The sequence below is a fragment of the Paraglaciecola sp. L3A3 genome, from assembly GCF_009796765.1.
Classification (GTDB): Bacteria; Pseudomonadota; Gammaproteobacteria; order Enterobacterales; family Alteromonadaceae; genus Paraglaciecola.
The window spans coordinates 1,614,636-1,629,358 of sequence record NZ_CP047023.1; the positions used below are offsets into that span (position 1 = coordinate 1,614,636).

At 40.5% G+C, this 14,723-nt stretch carries 15 protein-coding genes; all 15 read left to right on the forward strand.

Annotated features, from left to right (window positions below):
- Positions 1 to 5: 5 nt before the first annotated feature.
- The 15 genes from fliG to GQR87_RS06825 all read left to right on the forward strand — a co-directional run bounded on the left by fliG (position 6) and on the right by GQR87_RS06825 (position 14,578).
- A complete protein-coding gene (gene fliG / locus GQR87_RS06755) occupies positions 6 to 1,043 on the forward strand; it encodes a flagellar motor switch protein FliG (protein ID WP_158967773.1) in 1,038 nt (345 codons plus the stop codon).
- Positions 1,044 to 1,073: 30 nt separating this feature from the next.
- On the forward strand, positions 1,074 to 1,856 hold the full coding sequence (fliH, locus tag GQR87_RS06760; protein ID WP_158967775.1) for a flagellar assembly protein FliH: 783 nt from the start codon (positions 1,074 to 1,076) through the stop codon (positions 1,854 to 1,856).
- A gap of 3 nt (positions 1,857 to 1,859) precedes the next feature.
- The gene (gene fliI / locus GQR87_RS06765; protein ID WP_158967777.1) at positions 1,860 to 3,194 is read left to right on the forward strand and encodes a flagellar protein export ATPase FliI; all 1,335 of its coding nucleotides are present in this window, start codon (positions 1,860 to 1,862) and stop codon (positions 3,192 to 3,194) included.
- 4 nt (positions 3,195 to 3,198) lie between these two features.
- Positions 3,199 to 3,633, forward strand: coding sequence for a flagellar export protein FliJ (fliJ, locus tag GQR87_RS06770; protein WP_158967779.1), 435 nt, complete (start codon positions 3,199 to 3,201; stop codon positions 3,631 to 3,633).
- A 173-nt stretch (positions 3,634 to 3,806) separates the two neighbouring features.
- Positions 3,807 to 6,059, forward strand: coding sequence for a flagellar hook-length control protein FliK (locus tag GQR87_RS06775; protein WP_158967781.1), 2,253 nt, complete (start codon positions 3,807 to 3,809; stop codon positions 6,057 to 6,059).
- 86 nt (positions 6,060 to 6,145) lie between these two features.
- Positions 6,146 to 6,673, forward strand: coding sequence for a flagellar basal body-associated protein FliL (fliL, locus tag GQR87_RS06780; RefSeq protein WP_158967783.1), 528 nt, complete (start codon positions 6,146 to 6,148; stop codon positions 6,671 to 6,673).
- A gap of 27 nt (positions 6,674 to 6,700) precedes the next feature.
- On the forward strand, positions 6,701 to 7,759 hold the full coding sequence (gene fliM / locus GQR87_RS06785) for a flagellar motor switch protein FliM (RefSeq protein ID WP_158967785.1): 1,059 nt from the start codon (positions 6,701 to 6,703) through the stop codon (positions 7,757 to 7,759).
- Positions 7,760 to 7,788: 29 nt separating this feature from the next.
- Positions 7,789 to 8,208, forward strand: coding sequence for a flagellar motor switch protein FliN (fliN, locus tag GQR87_RS06790; RefSeq protein WP_158967787.1), 420 nt, complete (start codon positions 7,789 to 7,791; stop codon positions 8,206 to 8,208).
- Positions 8,168 to 8,683, forward strand: a complete 516-nt coding sequence (gene fliO, locus GQR87_RS06795; RefSeq protein ID WP_158967789.1) for a flagellar biosynthetic protein FliO — start codon at positions 8,168 to 8,170, stop codon at positions 8,681 to 8,683. Before fliN ends, fliO begins: the two co-directional genes overlap by 41 nt.
- Complete coding sequence (gene fliP, locus GQR87_RS06800; RefSeq protein WP_199271698.1) at positions 8,680 to 9,438, forward strand: flagellar type III secretion system pore protein FliP; 759 nt, start codon at positions 8,680 to 8,682, stop codon at positions 9,436 to 9,438. The genes fliO and fliP overlap by 4 nt, the downstream gene beginning before the upstream one ends.
- A gap of 3 nt (positions 9,439 to 9,441) precedes the next feature.
- Positions 9,442 to 9,711: a flagellar biosynthesis protein FliQ gene (gene fliQ, locus GQR87_RS06805; RefSeq protein WP_158967791.1), complete on the forward strand. Its 270-nt coding sequence runs from the start codon at positions 9,442 to 9,444 to the stop codon at positions 9,709 to 9,711.
- 31 nt (positions 9,712 to 9,742) lie between these two features.
- Positions 9,743 to 10,522: a flagellar biosynthetic protein FliR gene (gene fliR / locus GQR87_RS06810; RefSeq protein ID WP_158967793.1), complete on the forward strand. Its 780-nt coding sequence runs from the start codon at positions 9,743 to 9,745 to the stop codon at positions 10,520 to 10,522.
- Positions 10,523 to 10,567: 45 nt separating this feature from the next.
- Positions 10,568 to 11,692 carry a flagellar biosynthesis protein FlhB gene (gene flhB, locus GQR87_RS06815; protein ID WP_158967795.1) on the forward strand — a complete coding sequence of 375 codons (1,125 nt, stop codon included), beginning with the start codon at positions 10,568 to 10,570 and terminating at the stop codon, positions 11,690 to 11,692.
- 937 nt (positions 11,693 to 12,629) lie between these two features.
- Entirely contained in the window at positions 12,630 to 13,472 is an 843-nt protein-coding gene (locus GQR87_RS06820; RefSeq protein ID WP_158967797.1) for a site-specific integrase, read from the forward strand.
- Positions 13,469 to 14,578: an IS91 family transposase gene (locus GQR87_RS06825; protein WP_158967799.1), complete on the forward strand. Its 1,110-nt coding sequence runs from the start codon at positions 13,469 to 13,471 to the stop codon at positions 14,576 to 14,578. The genes GQR87_RS06820 and GQR87_RS06825 overlap by 4 nt, the downstream gene beginning before the upstream one ends.
- Positions 14,579 to 14,723 lie beyond the last annotated feature (145 nt).

The window sequence follows — 14,723 nt, forward strand, 5'->3', positions numbered from 1 at the left end:
AAGTTGTGGCTGAAGAAGAGCAAAAAGAAGAATCAGGATATGACGTCAGTAAGTTAGAAGGCGTCGATAAAGCAGCTATTTTGTTATTGAGTTTAACAGAAGACGATGCTGCGCAGATCCTAAAACATCTAGAGCCTAAGCAAGTACAAAAATTAGGTCAAGCAATGGCCCAAATTGATGATATGACACAGCCTAAAATTACTGCTGTGCATAAACATTTTATTGAAGAGATTCAAAATTACAGCACCATAGGTTTCCAAAGCACTGACTTTGTTAGACGTGCACTGACTTCAGCCTTAGGTGAAGATAAAGCTGCCAACTTAATTGACCAAATTCTGATGGGCTCAGGCGCGAAAGGTTTAGATTCGTTGAAATGGATGGATTCTAAACAAGTGGCTAGTATTATTCGCAATGAGCATCCACAGATACAAACCATAGTAATGTCGTATTTGGAGGCTGAACAGTCAGCTGAAATCCTTAGCCAGTTCCCCGAAAAAGTACGTTTAGACCTTATGATGCGAGTGGCTAACTTAGAAGAAGTTCAACCGGCAGCTTTACAAGAATTAAACGAAATAATGGAGAAACAATTTGCCGGTCAAGCTGGTACTCAAGCTGCCAAAATGGGTGGGTTGAAATCTGCTGCAGACATAATGAACTATTTAGATACCAATATTGAAGGTCAGTTAATGGATGCTATTCGTGAGCAAGATGAAGAAATGAGTCAGCAAATCCAAGATTTAATGTTTGTCTTTGACAATTTAGCTGACGTGGACGATAGAGCCATTCAAGCCATTTTACGAGAAGTCCAACAAGATGCCTTACTTAAAGCAATCAAAGGTGCCGAAGATGACCTGAAAAATAAAATCACTAAAAATATGTCAAAACGAGCTGCCGATATGTTGCTGGATGATCTTGAGGCCATGGGACCTGTGCGTATTAGTGAAGTAGAAACTGCGCAGAAAGAAATTTTATCTGTTGCTAGACGTTTAGCTGACTCTGGAGAGATTATGTTAGGCGGCGGTGGCGGTGATGAATTCTTGTAAAATAGCTAAACTTGGCGGTAGGTGGTTATTATGACAGTTGAACAAGAAAGTGATGAAATAAAACAATGGGAGCCACCTTATCTTGGAGAGGATAAAAAGCCTGAAGACGAAAACACAACCAATGCATTTAATCGTCGGCCTAATTGGAAATACGAACCTCCCGAAGAAGAAATTGAAATATTACCACCAACAGCGGAAGAAATAGAAGCCATTCGCTCTGCTGCCCATGCTGAAGGTTTTGCTCTTGGCGAAAGTGAAGGAAAAGAGCAAGGATACCAACAAGGTTTTGCTGAAGGTAAAGAAGCAGGACTCGCTGAAGGAATAGAAGAAGGTACCGCACAAGGCTTCTTATCGGGTGAAGAACATATAAAACAACACTTAGCAACTTGGGTTGGACTAATAGACAGTTTGCAAAATCCAGTGGCAAAGGTTGAGCAAGCACTTGAACAAGAACTCGTGTTGTTAGCAGTAAGTTTGGCTCGTTCCGTAATTCGTAGTGAAGTGAAAACTAATTCGGATCTGATCTTTCAGGCCTTAAGAGAAGGTTTAAAAGCGCTACCCATCCAAGAGAAATTCTATCAAATACATCTGAATCCAGATGACATTCTATTAGTCAAAAATCATTTTACTGAAGAAGAGATCAATAAGCATAATTGGCAATTAGTCGAAGCCCCTGAATTATCTACCGGAGGATGTGAATTAGTGACTCGATCTAACGCAGTGGATATCACAGTCGAACGAAGGGTGAAGGATGTATTAGATAAATTTTTATTAGAGCAAGGTTTGGCTCACGTTGGCCAGGCGGACGAATAGTTTATGTCAACGTCTTTACTAGAACGGATCAAAAGCTTAAAAGATCAAGTGCCCCATTCTCCTATTGTTGCTAGTGGTAAATTAGTGCGCGGTATTGGTCTTACCCTTGAAGCTGTCGGTTGCCAAATGCCTGTAGGTAGTCAATGTTTAGTGCAAACCGTTGATGGAGAAATTGAGGCTGAAGTGGTGGGGTTTGCCGAAGATATTACATATTTAATGCCAACTGAAGCCGTCAAAGGTATAGTGCCTGGCTCTCGTGTGCAACCACTTAATCGTGAACAAGGTCTAGCGGTTGGAATGGAATTATTAGGCCGAGTTGTTGATGGTAATGGCCAACCTCTTGATGGCTTAGGCCCAGTTAAAGCAGAAAAACGAGTCCCCTTAACTCGGCCACCTATGAATCCCTTAACCCGAAAAGCTATTACCGAATCCTTAGATGTTGGGGTACGAGCGATTAACTCTATGGTGACAGTAGGTACAGGCCAACGTATGGGCTTATTTGCTGGTTCTGGAGTGGGGAAAAGTGTCTTGATGGGCATGATGACTAGAGGAACAAAGGCCGACGTTGTGGTAGTTGGGCTAGTCGGTGAGCGGGGACGAGAAGTAAAAGAGTTTATTCAAGATATATTGGGTGAGGAAGAACGCAAAAAGTCTGTAGTTGTAGCGGCACCTGCTGATACATCACCCCTTATGCGTTTAAAAGGTTGTGAAACGGCGGTCACTATTGCGGAGTATTTTAGGGATCAAGGATTAAACGTTTTATTGTTAATTGATTCTCTGACTCGATATGCCATGGCCCAGCGTGAAATAGCTTTAGCCGTGGGTGAACCTCCTGCTACCAAAGGTTATCCACCATCTGTGTTTGCAAGATTACCTGCTTTAGTAGAACGAGCTGGTAATGGCAACGAAAATCAAGGCTCAATTACGGCATTTTATACTGTGTTAACTGAAGGCGATGATTTACAAGATCCAATCGCTGATGCCGCACGAGCCATTTTGGATGGGCATATTGTTTTATCCAGAACCTTAGCCGATTCAGGACACTATCCAGCAATTGATGTAGAAGCTTCTATCAGCCGAGTTATGCCTATGGTGGTATCTGAACAGCATATGCAAAGTGCTAGGCGTATTCGTCAAGTTTATTCAAATTACCAAAGAAATAAGGATTTAATCAATATTGGCGCTTATACCAAAGGAACCGACCCAAGGTTAGATTTAGCTATTAATGCTGAACCCGCTATCAATGCATTCTTACAGCAGGGTATGAACCAAATTTTAGATTTTGAACAAAGTGAAGCTGCTATGACAACTCTTAGTGGTGGACTAGGCCCAGGTTAATATTATGGCAAATTCTCAATTACAACTAGTGGCTGACTGGGAGCGACAAAAAGAACAAAAACTAGGGCAAGATTTTCAAATTGCGCAGAATTTTGCTCAGGAAAATAAACAAAAATTATCTGGTTTAGAAAATTACCGGTTAGATTATTTACGCCAAGCTCAACTAAAAGCCAAGCAAGGGGTCGGCAGTCAAACTTTTAATCAGCACCAACAATTTATTGGTAAATTAGATAAGGCTTGTGAGCTGCAAATGCAGCATTTAAATCAGGCTCTGTTGGTGGCTGAACAACGTAAATCTCAATGGTTACAGCAACAAAGAAAACGCAAAGCAGTAGATATGTTAATTGACAAACAAGCTGTAGCTGCACAAAAACTAGAAGATAAAAAAGAACAAATGATGTTGGATGAACTTTCCTTACAAAAATTCATCCGTAAGTAAATTTTATATAAGTTGGAATGGTCTTTGCTCTGTTCACTAAGGAGAACTAAATAAATCTAACTTTGTTATTTATGGTGAGTTGGTCTGTATACTAAAAATAACAACTGTTAAAAAAATAATCTTTTAAAACAGTGAGTTAAACTTCTGTTTTAGAATTAAAGGAAGTAACTAGAATGATGCAACAAGTTGCCACCACAAAATCAGAAGTTGCCGCTATTGCCGCTGGTACTAAAGCCGAGCTTCAATTTGGATCTGATTCAAATCAAGATTTTGAGCGTTTGTTACAAGAGCAACAAAATCCGTCTGACAGGATTAAATCTAGTGAAAAAGTCAATGTTGAACTTAGTGCCAAAACAACAAATGATATAAGTATAAAAGCGCAAAAATCATCGATACAAGAAACTGTTGTTTCGACTGATGAAAAGTCACTGACAGCGGCTGCGGAAAAAGAACTTACAATCTCGGATAAATCTTCGGATAAAAAGTTAGAGGTTGTAACCCAAGATAAACTTGAAGTTGTTGAACCTAAGCCAGTTCAATCGGCAACTAGCAATGAAAAAAGCAGACTAAATGAAGATGTATTACTAACTGATTCAATTGGTACTATTAAGGCGCAAGAGTGGATATCTCTGGTAGAAAACTTACAAAAGTTAGATCAACAATCCCAAAGTATTGGTCAGAATAATGATGCCACGAAAGTGACCGAAGGTATTGATGGTCATCTATCAGCTGCAGGGATAGCAGAATTTATGGATGCCGAAAGTAAAATATTTGAGGGTATTGGTGACGAATCGGCTGAAGAGTTGATTTTAGAGACTGAACATCAGACTAGGATTACGGTTGGTGAAGATGTTATAGCCAAACAACAAGCCGATGACGATAATGAAGAAAAGTTGCAAATAGCCAATGACTTGTCGTCCACAGAACAAATATTGACTGAATGGCTAGAAAAAAATATAGCTAACTTACCCTCTGGTAAAACCTCTAAAAGTGATGTTAGTCAAGAGTTAACCGCTGATGCTGTGGTCCAAGAATGGTTAAATCAGCCAATTAAGTTACAACAGATTTTTGCCAAGTTGGTAGAAGAGAAAAAAGGCGCGGAGTCAAATTCAGAATTTCCATTGCAGTCAGAGGGGCAAGTTATTGAGCAAAAGTCTGCAGAAGATTTAACTGAAAATGTTGATAATTTACCTGATTTAACCAAGTTAGAAAATAAAGAACTGCTATCTGCTTTATTAGCTGAAACTGAGGTTATCACTGATGTTGAGTCAGAAACTACGGATGATGTTCAGGGGCAGCTATCTCTAGGCGAAACTTCTGTTAGCCAAATGGGTGACATCCTACACTCCAGTAGAAGCCAGATTAGCAATGAATTATCGACTGAAAACAACATAGAGCAATCTTCTGAATTGGTCTTAGAGCCTGCATCAATTGAGCTACAAACTGAAAGCGAAGTGACGTTTGCAGAGGTTGTCAAAAATCCGACTATGCTTACATTAGCAACTATGCCTGAAGCTAAATTAGACAAAGTATTAACCAATATCGCTGAACGTTTGTTAGAAAAAGTTAATCCAGCTGAAACTGTCAGTAGGGGGGCAGAAGCATCAGTCACCTCTGATACAATTGAGTTAGCAAACATTACCTCGTCTCCTCTAAAAGATTTTGTGGCGACTTTAAAAGTAGGGATCGCAGAATTTAAAACACAGCTTTCTCAAGGTAGAGAACCTGGTATCGATCTTAAGTCTTTGGTATCAGAGTCTATTGATAAACTGATGACTGTCGCCCCGAATAGTAAAGTTGTTGATGGCAGTGAACAAATTATGAATGGATTTTCACAGGTATTAGATTTTGCTGCTAATTTGAATAGAGCACTCGAACATCAGCAGACTAATCAACAGGGCCAAACTTATAATGCATTACACAGAGATGTAGCACAGATACAAGGTGAACAAACAAAACAAAGCCAGCTAAGCCAATTTGAATCAAGATTTGAGAAAGCTGTGAATATTGCAAAACCTGAAGGATTGCAGCAGTTGGCTGAAAAAGTACGCTGGATGGTTAACACTAAAAATTTAGTGGCTGAAATCAGGTTAGATCCAGCAGATCTTGGTTCAGTTCATGTAAAAGTTGCTATGTCAGGTGATACGGCTTCAGTCAATTTTGTAGTGCAATCTCAACATGCTAGAGATGCGATGGATGGAGCTGCTGTAAAACTTAGAGAAATGTTAGCTGAAAAGGGCATTGAGTTAGGTCAATCTTCTGTTAGGCAAGAATCCGATGCACAGCAACAGCAAAGCGGTGAGCAATTAGCTGGTGGACAAAATTCATCACTAATGAATACTGAAGATGAAAACAGTATCGAACAAGGTGTCATTCAACAAAAAGTGGTAAATGGTGCCTTGGGTGGAATTGATTATTTTGTCTAGTTTTCAACAAAATGACGTAAACCACTTTGCCATTTATTAATTGCAGCTGATAATGGTAGTTAGATTGATTAAATTGAGAGTAAGACATGGCTGAAGAAGAATTACAGTTAGAAGATGGCAGTAAGAAAAAGAAATTATTTATTATCATTATTGCTGTTGTTGTGTTGCTTGTTGGTGGTGGCGCAGCATATTATTTTTTAATGGGCTCAGATGAAGCTGTTTCTGAAGAAATGACTGAACAGGGGGCTGATAATGATAGTGATGAATCATTAACGTCTACCACAGTGAAAACAGGAACTGCTCTATATGTAGCAATGCCTAGACCTTTTGTTTTTAATGTACCAGGGTCAACACGAGATAGAATTGTTGAAATCAAAGCCCAATTAATGATCCGTGGCTCTGATAATGAAGAAAAAGCAAAAATGCATGTACCTTTAATTGAAGGTGCATTATTACGAATATTTAGCACCGCAAATGCGGATGATTTAGCCACAGAAGCGGGTAAATTAGCAATTCGAGAAAGTGCACTTAAAGAAGTACAAATAGCGTTAAGTGAAATCACTGGACAGAAAGTGGTAGAAGAGGTGTTGTTCACTGGTTTTGTGATGCAATAACCCAATGACATTAATGAGAGAATTAGATTGAGCGATTTATTATCCCAAGACGAGATTGATGCGCTTTTACATGGCGTTGATGATGTTGAAGAAGAAGAAGTCAGTGATGAAGTGTCTGATGGCACTGCAACACAGTATGACTTCTCTTCTCAAGATCGGATCGTACGTGGCCGTATGCCCACACTCGAGATAGTAAATGAACGTTTCGCAAGGCATATGCGTGTCAGCTTATTTAATATGATGCGTCGCTCTGCCGAAGTATCGATTAATGGCATTCAAATGACTAAATTTGGCGAGTACATTCACACACTATTTGTACCCACTAGTTTGAATATGGTTCGCTTTCGTCCATTAAAAGGTACCGGTTTGATTACCATGGAAGCTAGATTAGTCTTTATTCTGGTGGACAACTTTTTTGGTGGTGATGGTCGTTATCATGCAAAGATTGAAGGACGTGAGTTTACGCCTACCGAGCGTCGTATTATACAGATGTTGCTTAAGTTGATCTTTGAGGATTACAAAGAAGCTTGGGCGCCTGTGATGGATGTATCTTTTGAGTATTTAGATTCTGAAGTAAATCCAGCTATGGCCAACATTGTCAGCCCAACTGAAGTGGTTGTGATTAGCTCCTTTCATATTGAATTAGACGGTGGGGGGGGGGATTTCCACGTATCTTTACCTTATTCAATGCTAGAGCCTATACGTGAGTTATTAGATGCCGGTGTGCAAAGTGATAAAGAAGACACCGATTTGCGTTGGAGTAAAGCGCTACGTGATGAAATCATGGATGTTAAAGTAGGCTTATCAACACATATGATGGATATTCAACTTAGACTCGAAGAGGTGATGAATCTGGAGGCTGGGATTATTATTCCTATAGAAATGCCAGAACACATCACAGTCTTGATTGAAGATTTACCTACTTTTAGAGCTAAGATGGGACGTTCTCGAGACAATCTAGCCTTAAAAATTATAGAAAAAATTCCGCGGCCAACTTCTGTGAAGTCTGAGCTGCAATTATTAACCAAAGGCGGTCGCAGAATTGATAGTGACGCCGAATTACAAACTCTCGAAGATGATTTATAGAACATTTACAGCGAGTATGGAGCTGAGTTATGAGTGAAGAAGACGGATTAGATGATTGGGCTGCCGCTATGGCTGAGCAGGCTGATGAAGAAGCAAATTCTAAAAGTGATTCAGATGAATTTGGCGCTGAGGCTGAATTGGCTGAGCTGGATGAACTAGAAGAAGATCGTGATATTACGCCGAAAGAAAAACGCAAACTCGATACCATTTTAGATATCCCTGTGACCATTTCTATGGAAGTGGGACGGAGTCATATTAGTATTCGAAATTTACTCCAGCTTAACCAAGGTTCGGTAGTAGAACTTGATCGAGTTGCTGGAGAGCCATTAGATGTTTTAGTAAATGGCACGTTGATTGCTCATGGAGAAGTAGTAGTAGTCAACGATAAATTTGGGATTCGCTTAACTGATGTCATTAGTCAACTGGAAAGAATCAAAAAGCTTAGGTAAACAAACCTCATATAAAACATGGGGTTGGAGTGTATTAACCTCATGTTTATTTCTCTCTTTTAGTGCTCATGCTGAGCCCGAAAGCTATACAAATCCCACTTCAATAGTGTCAATTTTTCTTTCTTTATTGTTGGTTATTGGCGTTGTTTTTATGGTCGCATTCCTAATGCGTCGGTTTAACGTCACTCAATCTGGTACATCTCAACTTAAAGTGGTCACCTCTATGATGGCTGGTACTCGTGAACGAGTATTAGTTATTGAAGTAGGAGGCGAACAACACTTATTGGGGGTGACAGCCCATAATATTAATCATTTAGCTAAATTAGCTAACCCTATAGAAACAAGCCCTGCTAACAACAGTGATAAATTCAAAGATAAATTATCTCTGTTTATGGCTGGGAAGTTGAATCCGGCAATGAATGTCAAGACTGATGAGCAAAACTCAAGTGGTCATGGAAATGGAGATAAGTCATGAGCGCAAAATTAGTTAAAGGGCTCGGCTTGTTATTATTAGTTTTGTTTAGTAGTTCAGTATTAGCAGAGCCAGGAATACCTGCTTTAACATTAACTGATAACCCAGACGGTACTAAAGATTACACTATGACCTTGCAAGTTGTAGCTATCATGACATCTCTGAGTTTATTACCGGCGTTTATAATGATGATGACCTCCTTCACTCGGATCATTATTGTGTTATCTATTTTGCGTCAGGCAATTGGTTTACAACAATCACCCTCTAACCAAATATTGATTGGTGTTAGTTTATTTTTATCTATGTTTATTATGGCGCCGGTGTTCGAAAAAATTAATGAAACAGCTTTACAGCCATATTTGAATGAAGAGATTACTTCTATTCAAGCTTATGAAATAGGCAAAGAACCACTTAGAGCTTTTATGTTGTCGCAAACTCGAGTCAAAGATTTAGAAACCTTTGTACAAATAGGGGGCATGGATGGGCAGTTTCAAGATCCACAAGATGTACCGATGAATGTATTGATCCCAGCTTTTGTCACCAGTGAACTGAAAACTGCATTTCAAATTGGTTTTATGTTGTTTATTCCGTTTTTGATTTTAGATTTGGTGGTGGCGTCGATTTTGATGGCCATGGGGATGATGATGTTGTCACCTATGATTGTTTCTTTGCCCTTTAAATTAATGCTGTTTGTATTAGTCGATGGTTGGAATTTGATATTCGGTACTTTGGCTAATAGTTTTGGCATGGGAGTTTGACCTATGAGTCCTGAGGTATTTGTTGAGATCTTAAAAGAAGCATTACAGATGGTTATTCTGTTGGTGTCTGCGATTATTTTACCTAGTTTGTTTGTGGGGTTAATTGTGGCTGTATTTCAGGCTGCCACCTCTATCAATGAACAAACTATGAGTTTTTTACCTCGATTAATTGTTACCTTATTGGCACTCAGTTGGGGGGGGCACTGGTTAGTACAACAGTTAATGGATTTTACCTTTACTATGGTGGAACGTATCCCCGAGGTTGTAGGTTAATTTGTGCTGGCTAATCAGGTGGCATTAAGCAATGAGTGTTGAAATTGCTACCATAATGCAATATTTGGCAGATTTATTACTGCCATTTATGCGTATTTCCGGCATGTTCGCCGCTATGGTGGGGCTAAGTGCTAAAAGCGTGCCGACTACTACTCGAGCTTTACTGACTTTGTTTTTAACTTTATTGATTATGCCTATGGTTCCGCCAGTAAAAGTCGCCGAGTTGTTTTCGGTGGGAACGTTTTTATTGGTAACACAGCAAATAATAATAGGTGTGTCTTTAGGGTTTTTATCGAATATGGTGTTGAATACTTTTGTACTTGCTGGGCAAGTGGTAGCAATGCAAACGGGCTTAGGTTTTGCTTCAATAGTTGACCCTGTTAATGGCATTAATGTGCCGGCGGTAGGTCAGTTTTATTTAATTTTAGCGACTTTATTATTTTGGGCACTCGATGGGCATTTAGCCATGATCCGTATGATCGTGATGAGCTTTGAAGCTTTTCCTATAGGTGAAGCTTGGTTTGCTCCTGAGCAGTTTAGAGATATAGCTCATTGGGCTGGCTGGATGTTTATTTCCGCTTTAACGCTTTCATTGGCACCCATAGTGTCATTACTGATTGTTAACCTTGCTTTTGGTGTGATGACAAAAGCCGCACCACAACTTAATATTTTTAGTATCGGTTTTTCTATCGCACAAATCATGGGGTTGATCATTATTTGGTTAACTCTAGATAACTTGACTCATCATTTTGAAGTGCTGTGGGATCGAGCCCAAACTATGATGTGTCAACTGGTTCAAGTTTGTCAGTAATTTTACATAACGTGATTTTTAATACCCTATAAAAGGAGGTGAAGCATGGCTGATAGTAATGAAAAAACAGAAGAACCCACCTCCAAAAAAATTGCTGACTCCCGTAAAAAGGGACAAATAGCTCGATCCAAAGAGTTATCAACCACCTTAGTACTCATATCGAGTGCATTAACACTTTTGTTTATGGGAGCAGAAATTGCTCACGCTATATTTACTGTCACTAAACGCACTTTTACTTTATCAAGAGATGAAACCTACGATTACACGCATATGTTCCAAGCATGGGGTTTTGCCTTCGAAACTATCAGTTTTCCTGTTTTAGCTTACATGTTGATTGTGACTATTGCCGGAGTGTATGGAAACATCGCTTTGGGGGGATATAACTTTACTTGGCAATCTGCTGCACCTAAAGCCTCTAAAATTAGCCCCATAGCTGGTTTTAAACGTATGTTTGGTATGAATAGTGTGGTTGAACTGCTAAAGGCTATCGCTAAGTTTTTTGTTGTAGCAACAATGGCCTATATCGCATTGCTTATTTTTAGAGATGAAGCATTACACCTTGATATGGAATTGTACCCACTGAATCTTTTTCATGCTTTAGACTTAATTAGTTGGGCTTTTTTAATTTTGTGTTGTGCGCTAATTCCTATTGCTGTTTTTGATGTGCCTTATCAAAGTTACAAACATAACAAAGAAATGAAGATGTCTTTGCAAGAAGTGAAAGATGAAAGAAAAAATGCCGATGGAGACCCACAAGTTAAAGGCAGAATTAGAAAGTTACAATATCAAGCCGCCGCCAACCGAATGATGAAAGAAGTACCAAATGCTGACGTAATAGTGACCAACCCGACGCATTATTCGGTGGCATTAAAATATGATCAACATGGTACTAGGGCACCAGTCTTGGTTGCTAAAGGTGTAGATGAAATGGCTATGCATATACGTAAAATAGCCAATGGTAATGACGTACCAATTGTTGCTTCACCCATGTTAGCGCGGGCTATTTATTACTCCACCGAAGCTGAACATGAGATCCCTGAAAAACTCTTTATGGCAGTGGCACAAGTACTGGCATATGTTTATCAACTTAAAGCCTATAACAAAGGCAAAGGTAAAAAACCAAAACCACTGCGCAAAGACCTGCCTATTCCTCCTGAATTAAGACGCTAGGTTGCTTGTTAGGCCGGTTATGCGCTGCGCGCAGCAAGCATGACTTCGTCACTTATGTGCTGCGCACACTTTTATTCGCTGTGCTCATCGTCATCCATGACGTTTTTGATACGGCGTCCCTGCCGCACCAGATACTCTTTTTCAACAGCAAAAAAGAGTATCCAGAAAACGCCGCGCTCCAGCCAAGTTCTATTACCTGCGCGACTTGCCTAATAGAGGTCGCAAAGAAGTGTTCCCGACACACTTTGCTAAAATGACATCCATGTCATTTTCCCTCTATTAGCCTACGTTGCTCGGCGAACTTGGAGTCGCGGGGAAATCAAAAGCATGGCTACGCCACTTATGCGCTGCGCTTAGCAATATTCTTAAGATTATTCACTTCGTTCACAAAGCATGTACTGCGTTTATTTTATTCGCTGTGCTCACCGTCATCCATGACGTTTTTCACCCAGCATCCCTGCTGGGCGATTTACTTCTTTTCAACAGCAAAAAGAAGTAAACAAGAAACGCCGCGCTCCAAACAAATTCCTAATCCATAAAACTTTTGGCTTTTATGTCGAAACGGCAATAAGTCGCGTCCTGCTATAAAAGATTGCCTTGTCCGAACGTCCTTGTTCGGACATTCGACAAGCCAAAAATTTGATGGGGAATTTGTAGTCGCGGGTAAAGCAACCGCATCGGCTTCGCCGACAAAGTTAAAAGCATGTGCTTCGCACACAGGGCATGGCTGCGTCACTAAAGTATTCAACAACTAGTTGGCTCAGACTAGCTTAGGTTACAAACAACTGCTAACCCAACATAGCCATTTATATGCAGTGGGTGGTTTCAATCCGCATATATGCATGTTGAACTAAGCCGCTACGCGGAGCCTGCTTTTTTGGTCTGATCGATCACACTTGTAGATGGGTAATGTTGCCCATTTATCAAGAGAATTGTGATGACTCCATTACGTCAATCTTTGATCGACGAGTGCCAGATCAGAGGATATTCCACTCGTACGCGTGATACCTATATTTATGCTGTAGAACAACTTGCCAAGTACTACCATCAATCCCCCGAGAAGTTAACCGATGAACAATTGGAGCAGTATTTTCGTTCATTGAGTTTGGAGCGTGGCTTGTCATGCTCAACTATTCATGTGCAATTAAATGGTATTCATTTTTTGTACAAGCATGTGCTTAAACGTACGTTTTGTATTGAGGTGGTGTGGCCTAAAAGGCCCCGTACTATTCCTATTTTATTATCTAAAGCAGAGGTAAAACAGATAGTGGCGCATTGTCGTCACGAGAAGTATCGCACCATGTTGAAGATGTATTATGGCTGCGGATTGAGACTCAATGAGCTGGTGCATGTAAAGGTGCAAGATATAGACGGAGCCCGTCAAACATTGCGAATTCATAATGGCAAGGGTAACAAAGACAGAGATGTGGTGTTAACCATGTCGTTGTTGCATATTTTACGGGCTTACTGGCACCATTTTCGCTCGACAGATTGGTTGTTTTTCTCAAGCCGAGGCATGGCATTTAAGGTGGGGAATACGTCGGTACAAAAGGCTTTTCGCGAAGCCTGTAAGTTGGCAGGTGTGACGAAGAAGTGCAGTATTCATAGTCTGCGACATGCCTATGCCACGCATCAGTTAGAAGGTGGCATGCCACTTAACCAGCTTCAGCAACAACTAGGTCATGCCGATATTCGAACGACTCAACATTATTTGCATTGGTTGCCCGAGCTAAATAATGGTGCCCAAGATTTAATGGCAGATTGGGATGGTGTGTCATGAGTGCGCTGCATGTGGCGGATGCGTTACAGCAATTCCTGCCAGCGTATCGACAACATCATACATTGAGTTATCAACAAGATAAGGTATGCCGACATATAGTGGATTGTCGAACAGGGAAATTAGGTATGCAGCAGTGGCAATGCGGGTCGTGTTCGTTTGATAAAGTGGTGTATTGCTCGTGCCGAGATAGGCATTGTCCCCGCTGCCAGGGTAAGCAAACAGCACAATGGGTTGAGCAACAACAAGGGAATGTGTTGCCATGCAAGTATTTCCATCTGGTGTTCACCTTACCTCATGAATTGAACGTGATAAGTCAGTATGCCCCTGAAAGTCTGTACAAAAGTCTGTACAAAAGTCTGTTTCAGGCAGTGTGGGCGACCTTGAGTCAATTTGCAATATCCCGTAAAAATCTGAAAGGGCAATTGGGCATGACAGCCGTGTTACACACGTGGGGGCAAACCTTAAGCCAGCATATTCACTTGCATTGTCTTATTCCTGGCGGGGCAGTGGATGAGCAGGCACACTGGCAAAGTGTCAAAAAGGCGTATTTGTTTCCTGTAAAAGCTTTATCTACTGTATTCAGGGCTAAGATGTTGGCGGCACTCAGGTCATGTGAATTGGCTGTCCCCCAAGCGCAGATGTTAATGAGTAAAGCTTGGTGTGTGTACAGTAAACCTTGTTTGTGTCAGCCCAAAACAGTTATTCGTTATTTAGGTCGGTATACGAAAAAAGGCATGCTCAATGAGTCGAGATTACAGGCTATAAGTGAAGAGAAGGTCACCTTCAATTACAAAGATTATGCAGATGGTAATCAGCATAAACAGATGACACTTAGGGGTGAAGAATTTGTGCGTCGTTACCTCAGTCATATTCTACCAAAGGGTTTGATGCGCGTGCGGCACTTTGGTTTTTTAGCGAATTGTTGTCGACGTAAAAAACTTGAGGTCATTCGACGACAATTACCTGACATGGTGGAGCAACAGGACAATGAAGAAACATACGAACCCGCTAAATACTGGCCTTGTCCAGCATGTAAAGCAGGTGTGCTGATGTTGACGTCAATCGTACTGCCGCCCCTCAATGTTCAGAAGATAGCAAGTGGCTAAGATAATCGTATGACGGTCTAATACAGACCGATAAAGACGCAGTAATATGACAGGTAAATCACTGTCATGGGTTAGGCTGGCCTATCGTTTGGAAAACAAGATAAAGAGTCGATAATATGATAACCAGTACCGTGTTTAACATAAA